Raw genomic sequence first — 18,545 nt, 5'->3', positions numbered from 1 at the left:
TCTTCCGCATGGCAAACCCACTCCGTCAACGCGTTGGCCCACATACTACCAACACAGATTTGTGACAGAGCCTACCCAAAAACAGGGTTGTCCTGGTTGGCAGACCAACCCACCAAGCCCGCGATGGGGCTGGTGGCGGTGTAGCTGGCGGGTGGAACACCAAGGGGCGTGGTGATCTCGGTGAACATCTGCGTCAGCCATCCGGTGCCATCGGTGTCGGCGTTGCCGCTCCCGGAGATGAGCGAATTGCCCGGCAGGATGGGCTGCGCATAGACCACCGTGCCTTGGCTCGTGCGCCACATCACGCAGGTGATGTCGTCGGGGCTCCAGCTTTGGTTCAGCACCGTGCTGCCGCCGTTGTCGAACACCACGCTGACAACGTAGCCCGAGCCATCGGCAACGCCGGGCATGGTGGAGTTGGCGACGGTGCCGTTGTACGTGGTGACGTAAGGCACGGCCCGCGCCGCGCTGGCGGCCAGGGTAAGAAGGGCGGCGTGGAGAAGGGCGGAGGCCAGTTTTTTCATGGTTTTATTGCTCTGGTTTTGGTAGCTGGTAGCGCTTGTCTGGTAAGCGCCAGGGGCCGAAAAGGTCTTAAAAACCCCCGCGCCGCCTGCGCCAGAACCCCAGCCCCGCCACCGACGCGGACAGCAGCGCCAGCGCGGCGTGGCCCAGCGTGGGCACGGGCGTGGCGGTGGGGGCGGAGGGGTTGTGAGGCGTGGGCGGCGCGGCCAGCGCGTCGAACGCGGCCAGCGGGCCGCCGCCGCGCACCAGGCGCACGAGCAGGGTGTCGGTCTTTTCCCGCGCGCCGACGGCGCCGGTGAGGACGTTGACGTACCACGCATGGACCGGCGTCGCTTCGGCCGCGTAGGTGGTGGACGACCAGTAGTAGTTGCCTGCGGTGTTGCCGGGGAAGGCCAGCTGGTCGCTGGGCGAGCGTTCGGCGAAGGCCATGTCCATCAGCGACTCCAGCTCGGCCACGTTGGGCAGGCGCCAGTCGCTGTGGCCCCGGTAGCCGCCGGGGCGGGCGTTGAGCTGGGCGACGGTTTGCAGGGCCTGCTGCCAGGTGTGGCTGGCGGGCAGGGCGGCGGCTTCGGCGCAGACGGTGTTCACGCTGGCGTCTTCGCCCAGGTGGCAGCGGTCCCACACGAGGGCGGTGGCGGCGTCGGTGGCGGTGCCGTCGGGGTGGATGGTGAAGGTGGCGGCGGGCGCGGGGGCGCCGCGCACGTAGCGCGCGGGGCCGGTGCTGGTCTGGACCGTGAAGTCGGCGCCGCCGGTGGGCAAGACGTACCAGGCGTGGCCGGCGGCGTGCGCGTAGGCGTCGGCCGTCCAGGCGGGGAGCAGGATGGTGCCGGTGAAGTAGTCGCCGTCGGGGCCGGCGCCGGCGCGGTTGGCGATGGAGAGCAGCTCGCGCCGCGTGGGCATGCGCCAGTCGCCGTAGCCGCAGGCGTTGTGGGTGGCGGCGTAGGCGGGGCCTTCGGTCCAGTCCAGGCCGTCCACGGTGGCGACCTTCCAGGTCAGGCCGGTGACGTTGTCGCGCACGCAGGGGTGGGTGCCCGCGCTGGGGTTGACGGGCTGGCCGCTGGAGGCGATGGCGGTGAAGTCGAACGCGGCCACGCCGCCGCCGGTCTTGGGCGGCAACTGGCCCGCGGCCTGGGCGGCGTCGCGGCCATAGCGCGCGTCCTGGCCGGGAAAGTCGGGGTCGCTGCACGCGGTGGTGCCGGTGTTGCTGTAGCACAGGGTCTGGCCGGTGTCGTTGAGCGCGGCCTGGGCGTGGGCTGCGCTGGCGGCGCAGGCGAGCAGGAGGGCGGTGGTGGTGCGGGTGCGCATGGCGTTGGTGTTGTTATGGTTGCTTTGGTTTTGATAGCTGCTGGCGCTTGTCTGGTAAGCGTTAGAGGCTGAAATGGCTTGCAGTCAGGCCGCACGGCGGCGGCGCTGGTACAGGCCCAGCGCGCCCAGTGCGCTGCCCAGCAGCGCCAGCCCTGCGGGGCCGAGCGCGGGCACGGAGGTGGCTTGCGCGGGCGTGGGCGGGGCGGCGTAGGGGGTGTCGTCGCAGGCGCCGGTCACGCGCCGGGGCGGGGCCCAGTAGCCGGGGTTCATGGGCACGCCGGTGGTGCCCACGGCGCGGGTGCCGTCGCTGTTGACGAGCAGGTCGTATTGCAGGCCCTGCGCGGCCCATTGCACGGGTGCGGTCAGGGTGGGCAGGGTGGTGGTGAAGCTGCCCGCGCTGCCGATGCCCGCGAGGGCGCTGAACATGCCGGTGAGGGCGCCGTTGGCGCCGGTGGCGGCGTCGCCCGTGGCGGAGAGGCCGCCGCCAGGCAGGTTCTGGCGGTATTCCACGACCTGGCCGGGCGTGTTGGTGTTGAAGCGCAGGATGTAGCAGGTGAGGTGCTGCGCGCCCCAGAGCTGGCTGGCGGCGCTGGTGCCGCCGTTGTCGAAGATGAGGGTGGCGGTGGCGTGGTTGTAGTTGGGGTCCACGCCGGCCAGGGTGGTGGCGGGGTCGGTGACCAGGCCGGAGAGTTCGATGGCGTAGGGCGCGGCGTGGGCTGTGGCGGCGCAGGCGAGCAGGTCGGCGGCGAGCAGGCGCGAAATGGGGGTGGCGGCGGGCATGTCCGGGGCTGCGAATGTGAAGCCGCCGATTCTTGGAAAACCGCCGCTGCGTGTCTGTGCCCGGCCCGACTTTTGGTTATGCCCGGCGCGACATTCGTGCGCGCGCCCTGCAAAGCGGGGGAACTAGGGGGCTTGGCGCGCGTCGCCAGGCGTGAGGCCGAAGTGGCGGCGGAAGGCGCGGCCGAAGGCGGGCAGGTCGGCAAAGCCGCAGTCCAGCGCGATGTCGAGCACGCGGCGGTGGCGGTGCGCGGGGCTGGCGAGCAGGGTGCGGGCGTGCTGCATGCGTGCTTCGGCCAGGTAGCCGGAAAAGCAGGTGTCCTGGCTGGCGAACAGGCGCTGTATCTGGCGCGGGGTGGTGTGGTGCAGGCGGGCGATGGTGTCCAGGCTGAGGCCGGGTTGGTCGAGCCGGGCGTGGATGCTGCGCTGGATGAGGGCCAGGCGCGGCACGTTGTGGGCAGGGTCGTCTGGCGGCGTCTGCCCGGCGGCGTGGTGCGCGCCGATGGCGCTGGCGATGAGTTCGTGCAGATGGCGCACGGCACCGGCCAGCGGTGCGCCCGCGAGCGTGCCCTGTTCGGATACCAGGGCGGCGTAGGCCAGTGCGAGCCCCGCGCTGTCGGCGCCGGGTGCGCCGGGGGTGAGGATGTGCAGGGGCGCTTCTTCGAGCGTGGGCAGCAGTGGTGCCAGGGCGGCGCGCGGAATTTGCAAGGTATAGGTGGTGGCGTCCCAGGGGATGACGACTTCGTGCGCACGGGTCTTGGACACGAGCAGCACGGCGCCGCTGGGCACGGCGGTTTCGGTGTTGCCCACGCCGATGACGGCGCCGCCGTGGGGGCTGTGGCTGGCGGTGAGGGTGAGTTCGTCCAGCCCGTCGCTCATCAGCGCGGGCGTGCGCTGGTAGTGCAGGGGCGTGTGCGCGAGGTGCGAGTACGCGGCGCCGCTGCCCAGGATGCTGTAGCGGCCGTCGAAGCGGAAGGTGTCGAGCGAGTCGCCGCCGGGGGTGCGCAGGTCGAAGCCCATCACGTCGCGGCCCATGACGGCCTCCAGCGCGTCGCTGAAACCGCGCGTGGGCAGGTCGCTGGAGGAGACGCGGGCGGTCTGGAGGGCGGCGGCGGCAGGGGGTGGTGCAGTACCGGGCATGGGCCGCGATTCTTGGGGAGGCGGCCTTGGTGTGTCTGTGCCCCGCACGACATTCGCTGTGCTGGACGCGACAAGTGCGCGGGCGCTGGGAATCTGGAAGGGCCAGCGCGCTTGCAGGGCAAGCGCTGGCGTGCCATGCCTTCAGCCTGCCTCGCGCGCCTCGCTCGGCGTCATGCCGAAGCGGCGGCGGAAGGCCCGGCTGAACGCGGGGATGTCGTCGAAGCCGCAGTCCAGCGCGACTTGCAGCACGCGGCGGTGGCGCTCGCGCGGGCTCGTCAGCAGGGCCAGGGCGCGCTGCATGCGCGCCTCGCGCACAAAGTCCGAGAAGCTGGTGCCCTGCCGGGCGAACAGGCGCTGCACCTGGCGCGGGGTGGTGTGGTGCTGGCGGGCGATGGCGTCCAGCGTCAGGCCGGGCTCGCCCAGCCGGGCGTGGATGCTGTGCTGGATGAGCGCGAGGCGCGGCGCGTCGCCGGCGTCGTGGCCGGGCTCTTGCAGGCTGGCGGCCCAGCGCGCGTCGATGGCGGCGGCCATCAGGTCGTGCAAGTGCGCGACGGCGCTGGCCAGCGGCGCGCCGGACAGGCTGCCCTGGCGGGCCAGCAGCCCGGCGTAGGACAGGGCCAGCGCCGCGCTTTCAGTGCCCGGCGCGCCGGGGTGCAGGATGTGCATCGGCGCCTCCTCCAGCCCCGGCAGCAGCCGCGTCAGGGCAGCGCGCGGCACCTGCAGGCCGACGGTGGTGGCGGCCCAGGGGATGATGCCGTCGTGTACGCGCGCCTTGGACAGCAGCACGATGCCGCCCGCGGGCACGGCCACGTCGCGCCCGCCTTCGCGCACGATGCAGCCGCCGGTTTCGCCATAGGTGGCGGTCAGAAAAATGTCGTCCAGCCCGTCGCTCATCAGCGCGGCGGTGCGGCGCATGTGGATGGGCGTGTGCTCGCTGTGCAGGTAGCCCGCCTGCGGGCTGAGCAGGCCGACGTGGGCGTGGTAGTGGAAGGACTCCAGCGAGCGCATGTCGCCGTCCATGGGCCGCAGGTCGATGCCCATGGTGTCGCGCCCCAGCACGTCGCGCACGGCGGGGATGTAGTCGCTGGCGGGCAGGTCCTGCGTGGTGATGCGCGCGTACTGGATGGCGGCGGGGGTGGACATGGGGCGAGTCTAAAAGACGGGGGCGCGTGATGGTATTACTATCGTTTGTGTAGCTGCCAGCGCTTATGCAACAAGCGCTGGAGGCCAAAAACCTTCACAATCCGCCGTTGCACTATCGCTGTTACGATCCTGCCCATGACCAGCCCACTCACCCCGCAGGACGACGAGGGAACGCCCGTCTCCGCCAAGATCCGCGAGCGCCTCGCCGCCGCGCGCAAGCGCTTCCATGCCAACGACAACATCGCCGAGTTCATCGAGCCCGGCGAACTGGAGCAGCTGCTCGACGAGGTGGAGTCCAGGATGCAGGGCGTGCTGGATGCCATGGTTATTGACACGGCCGGCGACCACAACACGCGCAGCACCGCGCGGCGGGTGGCGAAGATGTACCTGAACGAGGTGTTCAAGGGCCGCTACGTGCAGCCGCCCACGATCACCGAGTTCCCGAACGCCGAGCACCTGAACGAGCTGATGATCGTCGGCCCCATCACTGTGCGCAGCGCCTGCAGCCACCACTTCTGCCCGGTGATCGGCAAGATCTGGATTGGCATCCTGCCCAACGAGCACACCAACGTGATCGGGCTGTCGAAGTATGCGCGGCTGGTGGACTGGGTGATGGGCCGCCCGCAGATCCAGGAAGAAGCCGTGGTGCAGCTGGCCGACCTCATCATGGAGAAGACCCAGCCCGACGGCCTGGCCGTGGTGATGGAGGCGAGCCATTTCTGCATGTCCTGGCGCGGGGTGCGCGAGATGGACAGCAAGATGATCAACTCCGTGATGCGCGGCGTGTTCCTCAAGGACCCGGCGCTGCGACGCGAATTTCTCTCACTCATACCCGGAAGGAATGGATGATGCTCGTGCGCCTGCTTTACGTCAGCCGTGCCGTGGACACTTCGCCCGCGGCCATCGAGGCCATCCTGGCGGAAGGCCGTGAACACAACCCCGCCTGCGGCATCACCGGTGTGCTGTGCTACGGCGGCGGCATCTTCCTGCAGGCCATCGAAGGCGGGCGCTCGGCCGTGAGCCGGCTGTACGCCAGCATCCAGAAGGACGTGCGGCACAAGGACGTGGAGCTGCTGCACTTCGAGGAGATCGACGAGCGGCGCTTCTCCGGCTGGTCCATGGGCCAGGTGAACCTGGCCAAGCTCAACCATTCCATCGTGCTCAAGTATTCGGAGCGGCCCGAGCTGGACCCGTACGCCGTGTCCGGCCGCGTGTCGTTCGCGCTGCTGGAGGAGCTGATGGCCACGGCTTCGATCATCGGCAGGGCCTGATTCCCGCTGCACCTTCTGCTGCCAGGGCGCCGCTGCGGCGCCCTTTTCCTTTCGTGACCTCCCGATGTCCCTCAACGCGTTCGCCCTCATCATCCTGGCCGGCCTGATCCACGCGGGCTGGAACATCGCCGCCAAGAAGGCGGGCGGCGACGCGCGCTTCGCGTTCTTCACCTCGGCGCTGATGGCGGTGGTCTGGGCGCCGCTGGGCTGGTGGATGGGGCGCGATGCCGTGCCGCTGTGGGGCGCGCGCGAGTGGGGCATCGTGGTGTTCAGCGGCGTGCTGCACGTGCTGTATTACGTGATATTGCTGCGCGGCTACCGCAAGGCCGACCTGACGGTGGTCTACCCGCTCGCGCGCGGCACGGGGCCGCTGCTGTCATCGCTGGTGGCCGTGACGCTGCTGGGCGAGCAGTTGTCGGCGCTGGGCGCCGTGGGCATCGCGGGCGTGGTGGGCGGCGTGTTCCTGATCGCCGGGGGCCCAAGCCTGCTGCGCGCGGCGCACGATCCGCAGGCGCGCCGGCGCGTGCGCAAGGGCATGCTCTACGGCGTGCTGACCGGCGTGTTCATCGCCAGCTATACGGTGGTGGACGGCTATGCGGTCAAGTTCATGCTGCTCTCGCCCATCCTCGTGGACTACATGGGCAACTTCGTGCGCGTGGCGGTGCTGGCGCCCGTGGCCCTGCGCGACCGCGCGGAGCTGGCGCGGCTGTGGGCCATGCAGTGGCGCTTCGCGCTGCTGGTGGCCGCCGTGAGTCCCATCGCCTACGTGCTGGTGCTCTACGCCATGCAGGAGGCGCCCATGGCCCACGTGGCCCCCGCGCGCGAGGTGTCCATGCTGTTCGCTGCGCTCATCGGTGGGCACTTGCTGGGCGAGGGCGACCGCGCCGCGCGCATCGCCGGCGCGCTGCTGATCGCGGCAGGCGTGGCGGCGCTGGCATTGGGATGATGCTCGCCGGCTGCGACTTCTCAAGCAGCCCGGGGCCGCGCAAGCCCATCGTGCTGGCGCTGGGGGAGTTGCAGGGCGCGCAGGTGGTGCTGCACGGACTGCAGCGCTTCGGTACCCTGCAGGCATGGGGCGAGTGGCTGCGCCAGCCGGGCGACTGGGTAGGTGGCTTCGATTTGCCGTTCGGCCTGCCGCGCGAACTGGTGGCGGCGCTGGGCTGGCCGCTGGCGTGGGAGGACTGCATGCAGCACTACCGCACGCTCACGCGTGCGCAGATCCGCGCGGCGTTCGCCGCCTTCTGCGCCGCGCGTCCCGTGGGCGCCAAGTTCGCCCACCGCGCAACCGACGGGCCCGCGGGCTCCAGCCCCTCGATGAAATGGGTCAACCCGCCCGTGGCTTACATGCTCCATGCAGGCGTGCCCCTGCTGCTGGATGCAGGCGTGCACCTGCCGGGCCTGCACGGCGGCGACCCGCGCCGCGTGGCGCTGGAAGCCTACCCCGGCCTGCTGGCGCGCGAGCTGGTCGGCCGGCGCAGCTACAAGAGCGACGACCGCCAGCGCCAGACCCCCGAGCGGCTGGCTGCGCGCGCCGACATCCTGGATGGTCTGGAACACGGCGCCACGCGCCTGGGCCTGGCACTGGTGGCGGCGCAGCCGCTGCGCGAAACCCTGCTGCACGATGCCAGCGGCGACAGCCTGGATGCCGTGCTGTGCATGGTGCAGGCCGGCTGGGCGCTGCAGCGGCGGCAGCAGGGCGATGCGCGCTACGGCCTGCCGGCGGACCTGGATCCGCTGGAGGGCTGGATCGTCACGGCGCAGTGACTTCCACCCACCCGTCGCCCCAGCGCAGGTCGGCGCCGCCGTGGCGCGCCAGGTGCTGCAGCGCGGCGCCGTCCAGCGGCGGCATGCCCTGGGCCTGTGGCGCGGGCAGCGATTGCTCGGCCAGCCCCTGATGGGCCAGCCCCCGATGGGCCAGCCCCTCGGCCTGCACGCGCAGGGCGTTTGCCTGGCCCGGCACGGGGCCGATGCGGATGCAGGCCGGCGCTGCGGGCGCCTCCGCCAGGAGGTGAACCGCACCCAGCAGCAGGCACAGCAGGAGGTGCTGGGCGGCGGGCGTGTCGGGCAGGGTGTCGCCGCCGTCCGCCAGCTCCACCGCCAGGCCGCGCAGGGCCAGCAGCGGCTGCGCCCACTGCTGCGCCAGCTGCGCCGTGGCGCGCAGCGGTGCGCTGGCGGGCGGGGCCTGTAGGTCCCAGTGGCGCAGGCGCCGGGCGCTGTCGGTCAGGCTGGCGAGATGGGTTTCGAGCTGCTCCACGCGCTCCACCGCCTGCGCGGGCGGCAGTTCGCCGTCGGCCAGGCGCCGCTTGAGCACCGTGGTGCCCATGCGCATCACGGACAAGGGGGCGGCCAGGTCGTGGCGCACGGCGGGCATGGCGCGCGCCAGCACCGCGTGCTGCACGCCCAGCGCGATCCAGGCGGAGGAGGAAGGGAGGTCGGGCATTGTCATGGCGCTGTGCGCATTGGAACGCCGCAAGGCGCGTTGCGGAGTAGGACGCGGACTACTGCGCTCCCGTGAGAGCCACATAGGCCGAGCGGGTCTCCGGCGAGACCGAGGCCACGATCTGCGCATGGGCCGTCTGGTGGCGCGCCATCACGCGGGCGGAGGCCACGGCCTTGGACTTGCAGAACCAGTGGCAGGTGTGCTGCATCAGCAGCAGCTCGGCGGTCAGGGTGAAGGCCTTGTCGCGCGGGGCCAGGCCCGCCTCGTTGCGCGACACGCGGGCAATGCCGCGCGCGTGCAGGGCCAGGGCGTCGCGCATGTCGAACGATGCGCCGGGAAAGAGCTGCAGCGCGAACGGCAGGCCCAGCGGCAGCTGGCTCACGCGCGCCAGCGGCGCGGGCACGCGCCGGAAGTCGGCCACCAGGCGCTCGAACTGCTCGCAGAGCTGCGCCTCGCTGCCTTCCAGCATGTTCAGCACCTGGGCGCGGCGCTCGGCGTCCTGCTCGCCCATGGCGCGCAGATAGCCCTGGATGAGCGTCTCCATGAGCCGTTCGATCTGGTAGGGCTGCAGGTGGCGGCCCAGCAGCGCGATGCGCCGGTGCTGCTGCTGGGTGTTGAGCATGTAGGCGCCGGTGGCGGCCAGCGCCACCAGGAGGAAGAAGTCCATTGCGAAGCGATCCGTGGAAGCCGGCGGATGTGCCGGCACAGGCCTGGGATTGTGCGGCCAACCGGGGGGCACAATGCGCGCCATGCCTTCCACCGAAACCCTCGCCGCGTTCTTCGGCGTCTCCGTCATCCTGGGTCTCACGCCCGGGCCCGACAACCTCTTCGTGCTGCTGCAGTCCGCGCAGCGCGGCTGGCGCGCGGGCATGTGCGTGGTGCTGGGTCTGTGCCTGGGGCTCGTCGGACACACGGCGGCGGTGGCGCTGGGGCTGGCGGCGGTGTTCGCGGCTTCCAGTACGGCGTTCACGGTGCTCAAGTTCTCAGGCGCGGCCTACCTGGCCTGGTTGGCCTGGGGCGCCCTGCGCGCGCCGGCTGGCACACCGGGCGCGCCGCAGGCTGCAGCCGCAGGCCAGGGCCGCGGCAGCGCGTTGCGCATGGTGGGCCGCGGGGTGGTGATGAACCTCACCAATCCCAAGGTGCTGATCTTCTTCCTGGCCTTCCTGCCCCAGTTCGCCGACCCGGCGCGCGGCGGCATGGCGCAGCAGATCATGGTGCTGGGCGTGGTGTTCATGCTGGCCACGCTGCTGGTGTTCGGCGCGATCGCCTGCTTCTCGGGTGCGTTCGGCACGCTGCTGCTGCGCTCGGCCCGCGCCCAGCGGCTGCTGAACCGCGTGGCCGGCGTGGTATTCCTGGGGCTGGCCGTGCGGCTGGCCACGGCGCAGCGCTGATGCTTCAGGTTTGATAGCTGCTAGCGCTTGCTGGATAAGCGCTGGAGCCGTTTTTACTCATACTGACGCTGCGGGAGGCAGGGGCCACGGCCGCTGCGGCCCGCGCATCTGCTCGAACGCATGGGCGACCTGCAGCACGCCCAGGTCGTCGAAGCGCCGGCCCGCGATCTGCAGGCCGATGGGCAGGCCGCTGGCGGTATAGCCGCAGTTGACCGATGCGGCGGGCTGCTCCGACATGTTGAACGGCACGGTAAAGGCGATGTGCTCCAGCGGGCGCAGCGGGTCGTTGGTGGGCGAGGGCAGCTCGGCCGGGAACGCGGCGATGGGCGCGACGGGCGAGAGCACGTAGTCGAATGGCGCGCAGGCGCGCACGGTGGCCACGCGCGTGGCGTGGAACTGCTGGCTGGCGTCGAACACCTGCGCGCCGTCCAAGGCGGCGGCGCTCATGGCCCAGTCGCGGATGAAGGGCAGCACCTGGGCCTGCCGGTCGGGCGCGAGCGTGCGCAGGTCCATGTGCGAGCGCATGCGCCAGAAGTGGTCCATGCCGTCGAGCATCTGCCGCGTGAGGAAGGGGCGCATGGGCACGACGATGGCGCCCGCCTGCTCAAAGAGGCGCGCGGCGGATGCGACGGCGGCACGCACCTCGGGGTCGGTGGGCAGGCCGCAGCCCGCGTCGAGCAGCAGGCCCACGCGAAGCCCTTGCAGGCTGCGTTCGGCGTAGCGTTCCCACGCAATGGGCTCGGGCGGCAGGCTCATGCTGTCGCGCGCGTCAGGCTGGCTCAGCACCTGCATCATGAGCGCCGCATCGGCCGCGCTGCGCGTCATGGGGCCGGCGGCGCGGCCGGTGTAGGGTGGGTCGATGGGCACGCGGCCCAGGCTGGGCTTGAGGCCGAAGACCCCGCACCAGCCCGCGGGCAGGCGGATGGAGCCGCCGATGTCGGTGCCCAGGTGCAGCGGCCCGTAGCCCGCGGCGGCGGCGGCGCCCGCGCCCGCGCTCGACCCGCCGGGGGTCTTGCCCAGGTCCCACGGGTTGCGCGCGAGCTTGTGGAACGACGACAGGCCCGAGGAGAGCATGCCGTAGTCGGGCATGGTGGTCTTGCAGACGACGACGGCGCCGGCCTCGCGCAGCCGCGCGGCGGGCGGCGCGTCGGCCGCAGCGGGCAGCAGTTCGGCGGCGGCGGTGCCCAGCGGCGTGGGATCGCCCTGGGTGGCGATGTTGTCCTTGACGGTGGCGGGCACGCCGTCCAGCGGGCCGCAGGGCGCGCCGCGCAGCCAGCGCGCCTCGCTGGCGCGGGCCTGGGCCAGGGCGGCCTCGGGGCGCAGCAGCCAGGTGGCGGCGAGGTGCGGCTCCCAGCGCGCGATGTGGTCGAGCAGCGCCTGCGTGACTTCGACGGGAGAGAGGCTGCGCGCGCGGTAGGCAGCGAGCAGATCGCGGGCGGAGAGGTCGTGCAATGCGTTCATGCCCAGGACAGGGTGGAGAGGTCGTTGACGAACACCGGCATGTCCTTCCACAGCCCGCGCAGGTTCTTGTTGGCGACGGTGACCCACTGCGGTTGGTAGAGGAAGGCGTGCGCCGCGTCCTCGGCCAGCAGGCGCTGCGCATCGCCCAGCAGGCGCGCGCGGTCGGCGGGGCGGGTGGTGGTCTTGATCTTGTCGTAGAGCTGGTCGAACTTCTCGGAGCGGTAGCCCCAGTAGTAGTCGGGCTTGGCGAAGTTCTCCAGGTCGAAGGGTTCGACGTGGGAGATCAGCGTCAGGTCGTAGTTCTTGTTGCCGTAGGTGCCCGAGAGCCACTGCGCCCATTCCACGTTCTGCAGTTTGGCGGTGATGTCCACCTTGGCGAGTTGCGCGGCGATCACCTCGCCGCCCTGGCGCGCGTAGGGCGCGGGCGGCAGCGTCATGGTGAGCGTGAGCGGCAGCTTCACGCCGGCCTCGGCCAGGAGCTTCTTGGCTTTTTCCACGTCGTGGGGGTTGATGCCGGTGGTGTCCACGTAGCCGAAGGCGCCGGGCACGTAGTGGCTGCCGATGGGCACGCCCAGCCCGTCGGCCGCACCCTGGATGACGGCCTTGCGGTCGATGGCGGCGGCGATGGCGCGGCGCACGCGCACATCATGAAGGGGCTTGCGTGCGTTGTTGATCGCCAGGATGGTCTTGGCGCGCGAGCCGCTCACGATGACCTGGAAGCGCGGGTTGCCCTTGAACTGCGCCATGCTGCGCGGCGTGACGCGCGGGAAGGCGTCCACGTCGCCCGCGAGCAGCGCGGCCACCTGGGCCGCCGGGTCGGGGATGAAGCGGAACGTGGCGCGCCGGATCTTGACCTGCGCCGCCTGGCGCCAGCCGGGCCACGCCGTGAGCGAGATGGACGCGCCGCGGCTCCATGCCGTGAGCTTGTAGGGGCCCGTGCCCACGGGCTTGGCGGCGTTGGTGTCGGCGCTCTTGGGCTCGACGATGACGGCCGTGGCCTGGCCCAGCAGGAACAGCAGGTCGGGGTCGATGTCCTTGTTGATGACCACTACGGTGTAGTCGTCCACCACCTGGGTGCTCAGGTTGGCGAAGGTGCGCTTGTCTTTGTTGGTGCTCTTGGCGGCGCCCGCGCGGTCCAGGGAGAACTTGACGGCCGCGGCGTTGAAGGGCTCGTTGTTGTGGAAGGTGATGCCGCGGCGCAGCTTGAAGGTGTAGGTCTTGAGGTCGGGCGAGACTTCCCAGCTCTCGGCCAGCAGGGGCGAGACACTGCCGTCGGCGTTGATCTTGGTCAGCGTCTCGTAGATGTTGTAGAGCGTGACCTCGGCGATGGACGAGGCCGCGCCGGCCGTGGGGTCCAGGCCCGGGGGCTCCAGCACCAGCGCCAGGGTGACGCTGTCCTTCTTGCCCTGCTGCGCCAGCGCGTGCAGGGGCACGGCCAGCGCAGTGGCGCCCAGCGCGGTGGCGGCCAGGGCGCCGGAGGCGAGGGCTGAGCGGCGGGTGAACATGGGGGTCTCCTCGTTATATGGAATGTGTATGGCTGTGCCCTTTTTACTACAGGAGGCGCGGTACCGCCGCCACCAGCGCTCGCGTATAGGGATGCTCCGGATGGCTGAACAGCGCCTGCGGCGCGCCGCGCTCCACCACCGTGCCCTGGTGCATCACCAGCACCTCGTCGCACAGGTGCCCGACCACCGCGAGGTCGTGGCTGATGAGCAGGTAGGTGATGCCCAGCTGCTCCTGCAGGTCCTGCATCAAATTGAGTACCTGGGCCTGCACGGACACGTCCAGCGCGCTCACTGGCTCGTCGGCCACGATGAGGCGCGGGCGCGTGATGAGCGCGCGGGCGATGGCGATGCGCTGGCGCTGGCCGCCGGAGAACTCGTGCGGGTACTTGTGCGCGTCGCCCGCGCGCAGGCCCACCTGGGCCAGCGCCTCGGCCACGCGCTCGCGCCGTTCGGCGCGCGGGGCCGCGCCCAGGGCCTGCAGGGGCTCGGCGACGATGCGCTCCACCGTGTGGCGCGGGTCCAGGGAGCCGTAGGGGTCCTGGAAGACCATCTGGAAATCGCGCCGCGCGGCGCGCAGCGCGGGCGCCGGCAGCCGGTGCAGGTCGTGGCCCAGCAGTTCCACGCTGCCGCGGCTGGGCGTGTCCAGCGCCATCACCAGACGCGCCAGCGTGGACTTGCCCGAGCCCGATTCGCCCACCACGCCCAGGCTGCGTCCGGTGGCCAGGTCGAAGTCCACGCCGCGCAGCGCGTGGAGCAGGGGGCGCGGCCCGAAGAGCCGCGTGCGCGGCAGCGGGTAGCTGCGCTCCAGGCCGCGCACGCGCAGCAGTGGGGGTTTGGAGTCAAATTGGCCTCCAGCGCTTTCTGGATATGCGCAGGCAGCTATGAAATCAGTAGTGCTCATGGGGCGTTGCCGTCCAGGCGGATGCAGCGCGCCGCGTGGCCCGGTCCCAGGGCCACGGTGGGCGGCGGGGCGGCGCGGCAGGCGTCGATGGTGAGGGCGCAGCGCCCGGCGAAGGGGCAGCCGGCCGGCAGGTCGGCCAGCTCGGGCACGGTGCCGGCGATGGTGGACAGGCGCGTGCCCCGTGCGGCGCCCAGGCGCGGGCGCGCGGCGAACAGCCCCCGCGTGTAGGGATGGGCCTGCGCGGAGAACACGGTGCGCGTCGGGCCGCTCTCGACCACCGTGCCGCCGTACATGACCAGCGTGCGCTGCACGGTCTGCGCGATCACGCCCAGGTCGTGCGACACCAGGATCAGCGCCATGCCGCGCTCGGCCACCAGTGCGGTGATCAGGTCGAGGATCTGGCGCTGCAGCGTCACGTCCAGCGCCGTGGTGGGTTCGTCGGCGATCAGCAGGTCGGGCCCGCAGGCCAGCGCCATGGCGATGGTGATGCGCTGGCGCTGCCCGCCCGAGAACTGGTGCGGGTAGGCGTCGAACCGCTGGGCCGCCTGCGCGATGCCCACGCGCTCCAGCAGCGCGATGGCTTCGGCGCGTGCCTGCCGGGCCGTCAGGCCCTGGTGCAGGCGCAGCGGCTCGGCCACCTGGCGGCCGATGGGGTGCACGGGGTTGAGGGCGGTCATGGGCTCCTGGAAGACCATGGCGATGCGGTTGCCGCGCAGGCGGCAGAGCTGCGCGTCGGGCTGGCCCAGCAGTTCCTGGCCGCCCCAGCGGATGCTGCCCGATGCCTGCGCGCCCTCGGGCAACAGGCCCATGAGCGCCAGGGCCGTGAGGGACTTGCCGCAACCCGACTCGCCGATCAGTCCCAGCGTCTCGCCGCGCGCGAGCGCGATGTCCAGCCCGCGCACGGCCTCGGCCCTGCCGCGCCGCGTGGGCAGGGTGATGCGCAGGTTGTCGACGCGCAGCATCAGGCTCTCAGGAACGGAGCAGATTGACCAGCGGGCGGCCCCGCGTGTCGCGGTAGACGTCGAAGTCGGCATCGATGCTCAGGATGCGGCGCAGGCCCAGGCGCTCGGCAGCCTCGGCGATGGAGGCGTCGGCCAGGTCCAGCGGCAGGCTGGCGAAGCGCTGCGCGATGCGGCGCATCTGCGCCAGGCCGGCCTCGCCGGGCACATCGACGCACAGCGCGCCGCGCTCCACCCACAGCAGGAAGTCGAGCGCCGCATGGTTGTGGACGCGCCGTGCCAGCAGCGCGCAGACCTCGGTCAGCACCGGCCAGGTGCTGACCAGGGCCGCGTCGGGGTGCGCCTTCAGCCACGAGACGACCGGCGCGTGCCAGTCGTCGGCAGCGTTGAACAGGGCCAGCAGCGGGCCGCTGTCCACCAGCACCTGCCCGCGCGGGGGCATTGCTCTCGTGGCCCAGGGCGCGGGCGGCTCGGCGATGTGGTGCGCGTCGCTCATCGGCCGGCGCGGCGCGCGTGCTTCTGTTCCCACGCCTCGCCTGCGTGGGTGCGGCGGGCGCTGGCCAGATCGGCCGGGCCGGCATGGCGGCCGAACAGGTCGGCCCCCAGCGACCAGGCCGACGCGGGCGCGGTGGGCACACTGGCCAGGTAGGCCGCCAGCGCGTCGCGCATCACTTCGCTGATGCCGCGGCCCGCGGCGGCGCAGTGCTGGCGCAGCGACTGTTCCAGATCGGGCGGGAGTTTGACGGTGGTGGTCATGGCATGGCCTCCTTGGTAATAATGCGAGTATTACCTTTGAACGACGTTTTGGCAAGCGGCCGTTCTACCGCTGCATCCTCGGGTCGAGCAGGTCGCGCAGCCCGTCCCCCAGCAGGTTCAATCCCAGCACGGCCAGCGCTATGGCGGCGCCGGGCCACACCGCCAGCAGCGGCGCCTGGAACATCAGCGTCTGCGCCTCGGCCAGCATGCGGCCCCACGAGGGCTGGGGCGGCTGCGTACCCAGGCCCAGGTACGACAGGGCCGCCTCGGCCAGGATGGCGAGCGCGAACTGCACCGTGGCCTGCACGATGAGCAGTGGCGCGATGTTGGGCAGCACGTGGTCCAGGGTGATGCGCCATGCGCCCTTGCCGCAGGCGCGCGCGGCCAGCACGTAGTCGCGCGCCCAGACGGACGTGGCCGCCGCGCGCGTGACCCGCGCGAACGTGGGCACGTAGAAGATGCCGATGGCGACCATGGCGTTCACCATGCCCGGGCCGAATACGGCCGTGAGCATGATGGCCAGCAGCAGCGCAGGGAAGGCGAAGGTGAAGTCCGCCAGGCGCATCACGGCTTCCTCCACCCAGCCGCGCCGCGCTGCCGCCAGCAGCCCGAGGGCCGTGCCCAGCACCAGGCCGATGCCCACCGCGACCACGCCCACCAACAGCGAGGCGCGCGAGCCCACCAGCAGCAGCGAGGCCACGTCGCGGCCATAGGCGTCCGTGCCCAGCCAATGGCCAGGGCCGGGGGGCCGCAGGGCGGCATCCATGTCGATCTCGTAGGGTGGCCAGGGCGTCCAGGCCAGCGAGAGCGCGGCGGCGGCCAGCAGCGCCAGCGTGAGCACGGCGCCGGCGGCGAAGCTGCGGTGGCGCAGCATGTTCATGCGCGCGTGGCCTTCACGCGCGGGTCGATGGCCGCGTAGAGCAGGTCCACCACGAAGTTCACGGCCACCACCATGGCGGCCAGCAGCATCACGCAGTTGCGCACCACCACGAGGTCGCGGTTGGCGATGGACTGGAAGATCAGCCGGCCCAGGCCCGGCAGGTAGAAGACGTTTTCCACCACGATGGTGCCGGCCAGCAGGTTGGCGAACTGCAGGCCCATCACGGTGACCACGGGGATCATGGCGTTGCGCAGCACGTGGCCCCAGAGCACGGCGCGGCGCGTGAGCCCCTTGGCGCGCGCGGTGCGCACGAAGTCCTCGCGCAGCACGTCCAGCACGGCCGAGCGCGTGATGCGCGCTAGGATCGCCGCCTGCACCACGGCCAGCGCCACGGCGGGCAGCAGCAGCGCCTGGAGGGCGGGGAGCACGCCCTCGCCCCAGCCCGGAAAGCCTCCGGCCGAGAACCATTGCAGCTTCACCGAGAACACCAGGATGAGCAGGATGGCGAACCAGAAGTTCGGGATGGCGATGCCGACCTGCGCCAGCCCCATCACACCCACGTCGCCCAGGCGGTTGTGGCGCGATGCCGCATAGACGCCCGCCGCCAGCGCCAGGGCCGAGGCCAGCACCATGGCCAGCAGCGCCAGGGGAACGGTCAGCGCCAGCCGCTCCAGGATGAGGCCGAGCACGGGCGTGCTGTAGGCGTGGCTGTCGCCCAGGTCGCCCGTGAGCAGGCCGGCCAGCCACTGGCCGTAGCGCTGCCAGGCCGGCTGGTCCAGCCCGAGCTGCGCGGCCAGCGCGGCCACGGCCTCGGGCGCGGCGTCCGGCCCCAGCAGCACTTCGGCCGCGTTGCCGGGCAGGATTTCCAGCACCACGAACACGACCAGGGACGCGCCCAGCAGTGTCAGGAGGAAGGTGAACAGCCGTTGCAGGAGGAACAGGGGCATAGGGCGAGCGCGAGCATAGCGGCAAAACCCGCGGGGCCTTCGCGGCAGGCGGATAATCCGGCCCATGCCCGCCCTTCAGTCCCCCGGAGGCCTGCCATGGCGCTGATGATCACCGAGGAGTGCATCAACTGCGACGTGTGCGAGCCCGAGTGCCCCAACCAGGCCATCCACCTGGGCGAGGTGCACTACGACATCGATCCTGCGAAGTGCACCGAATGCGTGGGCCACTTCGACGAGCCGCAGTGCGTGGCGATCTGCCCCGTGGCCTGCATCCCCGTGGATCCCGCGCACACGGAAAGCCGCGAGACGCTGTGGCAGAAGTTCCACCGGCTGCAGGCCGTGCCGTCGGCCTGAAGTTTCAAGCCCTTTTGGTCTCTGGCGCTTACTGGGTAAGCGCAAGCAGCTATCAAAACAGGAGTAAACCTGCGGCGCTTTAGGGTGGCGCGGCAGGGCGGGGCGGCTTGGGGCGCGGCGGCTTGGTGGTGTGAACGAGCTGCATGGCCTTGTCCATGTCGCCGGCCAGCAGGGCCGGGCAGGCCTTGAGCGAGTGGGCGATGCTGTCCTCGATCAGCGTGCGCTGGTCGGGCGCGGGCTTCTTGAGCACCCAGTTCGCCACTTCGGCCTTCGCGCCGGGATGGCCGATGCCGATGCGCAGGCGCCAGTAGTCGCTGCTGCCGAGCTGGGCGTGGATGTCGCGCAGCCCGTTGTGGCCGCCGTGGCTGCCGCCACGCTTGAGCTTGACCTGGCCAGGGGCGAAGTCCAGCTCGTCGTGCACCACCAGGATCTCCTCGGGAGCGATCTTGAAGAAGCGCGCCAGCGCCGCCACCGACTTGCCCGACAGGTTCATGAACGTCTGCGGCTGCAGCAGCCAGAGGCTCTGCCCCGCGACACTGGTGCGCGCCACGAGGCCATGGTAGGCGCGCTCGGGCGCGGGCATGACCTTGAGTTCGCGCGCCAGCGCGTCCACCCACCAGAAGCCTGCGTTGTGGCGCGTGCTCTCGTACTCCGGCCCGGGATTGCCCAAGCCTACAAACAACCTGATCATGTGCGCGATTATCCTGGGCCGCAAAAAACAAGGCTCTGTCACAAATCTGTGTTGATGACCGGCACTCCGATGGCGTCGAGCAAGAGCTGGCGCGGCTTTGCG

The 18,545-nt window shown here is 71.2% G+C and carries 22 protein-coding genes; 6 read left to right on the top strand and 16 right to left on the bottom strand.

Annotated elements, in window-relative coordinates; genetic code table 11:
• Positions 1-71: 71 nt before the first annotated feature.
• The 5 genes from AVS7_RS18805 to AVS7_RS18785 all read right to left on the bottom strand — a co-directional run bounded on the left by AVS7_RS18805 (position 72) and on the right by AVS7_RS18785 (position 4,887).
• A complete protein-coding gene (locus AVS7_RS18805) occupies positions 72-524 on the bottom strand; it encodes a hypothetical protein (RefSeq protein WP_020229603.1) in 453 nt (150 codons plus the stop codon).
• A 67-nt stretch (positions 525-591) separates the two neighbouring features.
• Positions 592-1,827 carry an IPTL-CTERM sorting domain-containing protein gene (locus AVS7_RS18800; RefSeq protein WP_020229602.1) on the bottom strand — a complete coding sequence of 412 codons (1,236 nt, stop codon included), beginning with the start codon at positions 1,825-1,827 and terminating at the stop codon, positions 592-594.
• An 84-nt stretch (positions 1,828-1,911) separates the two neighbouring features.
• Complete coding sequence (locus tag AVS7_RS18795) at positions 1,912-2,607, bottom strand: IPTL-CTERM sorting domain-containing protein (protein WP_020229601.1); 696 nt, start codon at positions 2,605-2,607, stop codon at positions 1,912-1,914.
• 123 nt (positions 2,608-2,730) lie between these two features.
• Entirely contained in the window at positions 2,731-3,744 is a 1,014-nt protein-coding gene (locus AVS7_RS18790) for a helix-turn-helix transcriptional regulator (protein WP_020229600.1), read from the bottom strand.
• Positions 3,745-3,885: 141 nt separating this feature from the next.
• On the bottom strand, positions 3,886-4,887 hold the full coding sequence (locus tag AVS7_RS18785; RefSeq protein WP_020229599.1) for an AraC family transcriptional regulator: 1,002 nt from the start codon (positions 4,885-4,887) through the stop codon (positions 3,886-3,888).
• Positions 4,888-5,022: 135 nt separating this feature from the next.
• Between AVS7_RS18785 and folE the strand changes: the two genes are divergently transcribed.
• From folE to AVS7_RS18765, 4 genes are all read left to right on the top strand, one after another.
• Positions 5,023-5,736, top strand: a complete 714-nt coding sequence (gene folE / locus AVS7_RS18780; RefSeq protein WP_020229598.1) for a GTP cyclohydrolase I — start codon at positions 5,023-5,025, stop codon at positions 5,734-5,736.
• Positions 5,736-6,158: a BLUF domain-containing protein gene (locus AVS7_RS18775; RefSeq protein ID WP_020229597.1), complete on the top strand. Its 423-nt coding sequence runs from the start codon at positions 5,736-5,738 to the stop codon at positions 6,156-6,158. The genes folE and AVS7_RS18775 overlap by 1 nt, the downstream gene beginning before the upstream one ends.
• A gap of 64 nt (positions 6,159-6,222) precedes the next feature.
• A complete protein-coding gene (locus AVS7_RS18770) occupies positions 6,223-7,104 on the top strand; it encodes an EamA family transporter (RefSeq protein WP_020229596.1) in 882 nt (293 codons plus the stop codon).
• A complete protein-coding gene (locus AVS7_RS18765; RefSeq protein ID WP_020229595.1) occupies positions 7,101-7,922 on the top strand; it encodes a DUF429 domain-containing protein in 822 nt (273 codons plus the stop codon). The genes AVS7_RS18770 and AVS7_RS18765 overlap by 4 nt, the downstream gene beginning before the upstream one ends.
• Here AVS7_RS18765 and AVS7_RS18760 read toward each other — a convergent pair.
• Positions 7,909-8,604 carry a hypothetical protein gene (locus AVS7_RS18760; protein ID WP_234450035.1) on the bottom strand — a complete coding sequence of 232 codons (696 nt, stop codon included), beginning with the start codon at positions 8,602-8,604 and terminating at the stop codon, positions 7,909-7,911. The two genes, AVS7_RS18765 and AVS7_RS18760, sit on opposite strands and share 14 nt — an antisense overlap.
• 52 nt (positions 8,605-8,656) lie before the next feature.
• Complete coding sequence (locus AVS7_RS18755) at positions 8,657-9,265, bottom strand: hypothetical protein (RefSeq protein ID WP_020229593.1); 609 nt, start codon at positions 9,263-9,265, stop codon at positions 8,657-8,659.
• Positions 9,266-9,347: 82 nt separating this feature from the next.
• Between AVS7_RS18755 and AVS7_RS18750 the strand changes: the two genes are divergently transcribed.
• Positions 9,348-9,989, top strand: coding sequence for a LysE family translocator (locus AVS7_RS18750; RefSeq protein ID WP_034691207.1), 642 nt, complete (start codon positions 9,348-9,350; stop codon positions 9,987-9,989).
• A gap of 57 nt (positions 9,990-10,046) precedes the next feature.
• On the opposite strand, the gene AVS7_RS18745 is transcribed toward AVS7_RS18750, so the two are convergent.
• The 8 genes from AVS7_RS18745 to AVS7_RS18710 all read right to left on the bottom strand — a co-directional run bounded on the left by AVS7_RS18745 (position 10,047) and on the right by AVS7_RS18710 (position 17,398).
• Complete coding sequence (locus AVS7_RS18745) at positions 10,047-11,450, bottom strand: amidase (protein WP_034691199.1); 1,404 nt, start codon at positions 11,448-11,450, stop codon at positions 10,047-10,049.
• Positions 11,447-12,955: an ABC transporter substrate-binding protein gene (locus AVS7_RS18740; RefSeq protein WP_020229590.1), complete on the bottom strand. Its 1,509-nt coding sequence runs from the start codon at positions 12,953-12,955 to the stop codon at positions 11,447-11,449. The genes AVS7_RS18745 and AVS7_RS18740 overlap by 4 nt, the downstream gene beginning before the upstream one ends.
• Positions 12,956-13,001: 46 nt before the next feature.
• A complete protein-coding gene (locus tag AVS7_RS18735; RefSeq protein ID WP_034691197.1) occupies positions 13,002-13,856 on the bottom strand; it encodes an ATP-binding cassette domain-containing protein in 855 nt (284 codons plus the stop codon).
• Positions 13,853-14,818 carry an ABC transporter ATP-binding protein gene (locus AVS7_RS18730; RefSeq protein ID WP_020229588.1) on the bottom strand — a complete coding sequence of 322 codons (966 nt, stop codon included), beginning with the start codon at positions 14,816-14,818 and terminating at the stop codon, positions 13,853-13,855. Before AVS7_RS18730 ends, AVS7_RS18735 begins: the two co-directional genes overlap by 4 nt.
• A gap of 7 nt (positions 14,819-14,825) precedes the next feature.
• Positions 14,826-15,311 (bottom strand): type II toxin-antitoxin system VapC family toxin, encoded by a 486-nt coding sequence (locus AVS7_RS18725; protein WP_020229587.1) that lies wholly within the window; start codon positions 15,309-15,311, stop codon positions 14,826-14,828.
• Positions 15,308-15,571 (bottom strand): ribbon-helix-helix domain-containing protein, encoded by a 264-nt coding sequence (locus AVS7_RS18720; RefSeq protein WP_020229586.1) that lies wholly within the window; start codon positions 15,569-15,571, stop codon positions 15,308-15,310. The genes AVS7_RS18725 and AVS7_RS18720 overlap by 4 nt, the downstream gene beginning before the upstream one ends.
• A 64-nt stretch (positions 15,572-15,635) precedes the next feature.
• Entirely contained in the window at positions 15,636-16,451 is an 816-nt protein-coding gene (locus AVS7_RS18715; RefSeq protein WP_020229585.1) for an ABC transporter permease, read from the bottom strand.
• Positions 16,448-17,398 (bottom strand): ABC transporter permease, encoded by a 951-nt coding sequence (locus AVS7_RS18710; RefSeq protein ID WP_020229584.1) that lies wholly within the window; start codon positions 17,396-17,398, stop codon positions 16,448-16,450. Before AVS7_RS18710 ends, AVS7_RS18715 begins: the two co-directional genes overlap by 4 nt.
• A 96-nt stretch (positions 17,399-17,494) precedes the next feature.
• Between AVS7_RS18710 and AVS7_RS18705 the strand changes: the two genes are divergently transcribed.
• Positions 17,495-17,752, top strand: a complete 258-nt coding sequence (locus tag AVS7_RS18705) for a YfhL family 4Fe-4S dicluster ferredoxin (protein ID WP_020229583.1) — start codon at positions 17,495-17,497, stop codon at positions 17,750-17,752.
• A 79-nt stretch (positions 17,753-17,831) separates the two neighbouring features.
• Here AVS7_RS18705 and pth read toward each other — a convergent pair whose 3' ends face one another.
• Positions 17,832-18,443, bottom strand: a complete 612-nt coding sequence (pth, locus tag AVS7_RS18700) for an aminoacyl-tRNA hydrolase (RefSeq protein ID WP_034691194.1) — start codon at positions 18,441-18,443, stop codon at positions 17,832-17,834.
• Between the last annotated feature and the right edge of the window lie 102 nt (positions 18,444-18,545).

The sequence above is a fragment of the Acidovorax sp. MR-S7 genome, assembly GCF_000400995.2.
In the GTDB taxonomy this organism is placed as follows: Bacteria; Pseudomonadota; Gammaproteobacteria; order Burkholderiales; family Burkholderiaceae_C; genus MR-S7.
Note: the sequence above shows the minus strand (reverse complement) of the source record. Positions and strands in the feature narration are given on the sequence as shown.

Bases quoted from the DNA above. Each gene is read 5' to 3' on its own strand.
- AVS7_RS18785 (WP_020229599.1), bottom strand. From the start codon at position 4,887: ATGTCCACCCCCGCCGCCATCCAGTACGCGCGCATCACCACGCAGGAC.
- AVS7_RS18790 (WP_020229600.1), bottom strand. From the start codon at position 3,744: ATGCCCGGTACTGCACCACCCCCTGCCGCCGCCGCCCTCCAGACCGCC.
- AVS7_RS18725 (WP_020229587.1), bottom strand. From the start codon at position 15,311: ATGAGCGACGCGCACCACATCGCCGAGCCGCCCGCGCCCTGGGCCACG.
- AVS7_RS18705 (WP_020229583.1), top strand. From the start codon at position 17,495: ATGGCGCTGATGATCACCGAGGAGTGCATCAACTGCGACGTGTGCGAG.
- AVS7_RS18775 (WP_020229597.1), top strand. From the start codon at position 5,736: ATGCTCGTGCGCCTGCTTTACGTCAGCCGTGCCGTGGACACTTCGCCC.
- AVS7_RS18715 (WP_020229585.1), bottom strand. From the start codon at position 16,451: ATGAACATGCTGCGCCACCGCAGCTTCGCCGCCGGCGCCGTGCTCACG.
- AVS7_RS18770 (WP_020229596.1), top strand. From the start codon at position 6,223: ATGTCCCTCAACGCGTTCGCCCTCATCATCCTGGCCGGCCTGATCCAC.
- AVS7_RS18730 (WP_020229588.1), bottom strand. From the start codon at position 14,818: ATGCTGCGCGTCGACAACCTGCGCATCACCCTGCCCACGCGGCGCGGC.
- AVS7_RS18805 (WP_020229603.1), bottom strand. From the start codon at position 524: ATGAAAAAACTGGCCTCCGCCCTTCTCCACGCCGCCCTTCTTACCCTG.
- pth (WP_034691194.1), bottom strand. From the start codon at position 18,443: ATGATCAGGTTGTTTGTAGGCTTGGGCAATCCCGGGCCGGAGTACGAG.
- AVS7_RS18755 (WP_020229593.1), bottom strand. From the start codon at position 9,265: ATGGACTTCTTCCTCCTGGTGGCGCTGGCCGCCACCGGCGCCTACATG.
- AVS7_RS18750 (WP_034691207.1), top strand. From the start codon at position 9,348: ATGCCTTCCACCGAAACCCTCGCCGCGTTCTTCGGCGTCTCCGTCATC.
- AVS7_RS18745 (WP_034691199.1), bottom strand. From the start codon at position 11,450: ATGAACGCATTGCACGACCTCTCCGCCCGCGATCTGCTCGCTGCCTAC.
- folE (WP_020229598.1), top strand. From the start codon at position 5,023: ATGACCAGCCCACTCACCCCGCAGGACGACGAGGGAACGCCCGTCTCC.
- AVS7_RS18760 (WP_234450035.1), bottom strand. From the start codon at position 8,604: ATGACAATGCCCGACCTCCCTTCCTCCTCCGCCTGGATCGCGCTGGGC.
- AVS7_RS18800 (WP_020229602.1), bottom strand. From the start codon at position 1,827: ATGCGCACCCGCACCACCACCGCCCTCCTGCTCGCCTGCGCCGCCAGC.
- AVS7_RS18765 (WP_020229595.1), top strand. From the start codon at position 7,101: ATGATGCTCGCCGGCTGCGACTTCTCAAGCAGCCCGGGGCCGCGCAAG.
- AVS7_RS18735 (WP_034691197.1), bottom strand. From the start codon at position 13,856: ATGAGCACTACTGATTTCATAGCTGCCTGCGCATATCCAGAAAGCGCT.
- AVS7_RS18795 (WP_020229601.1), bottom strand. From the start codon at position 2,607: ATGCCCGCCGCCACCCCCATTTCGCGCCTGCTCGCCGCCGACCTGCTC.
- AVS7_RS18740 (WP_020229590.1), bottom strand. From the start codon at position 12,955: ATGTTCACCCGCCGCTCAGCCCTCGCCTCCGGCGCCCTGGCCGCCACC.
- AVS7_RS18720 (WP_020229586.1), bottom strand. From the start codon at position 15,571: ATGACCACCACCGTCAAACTCCCGCCCGATCTGGAACAGTCGCTGCGC.
- AVS7_RS18710 (WP_020229584.1), bottom strand. From the start codon at position 17,398: ATGCCCCTGTTCCTCCTGCAACGGCTGTTCACCTTCCTCCTGACACTG.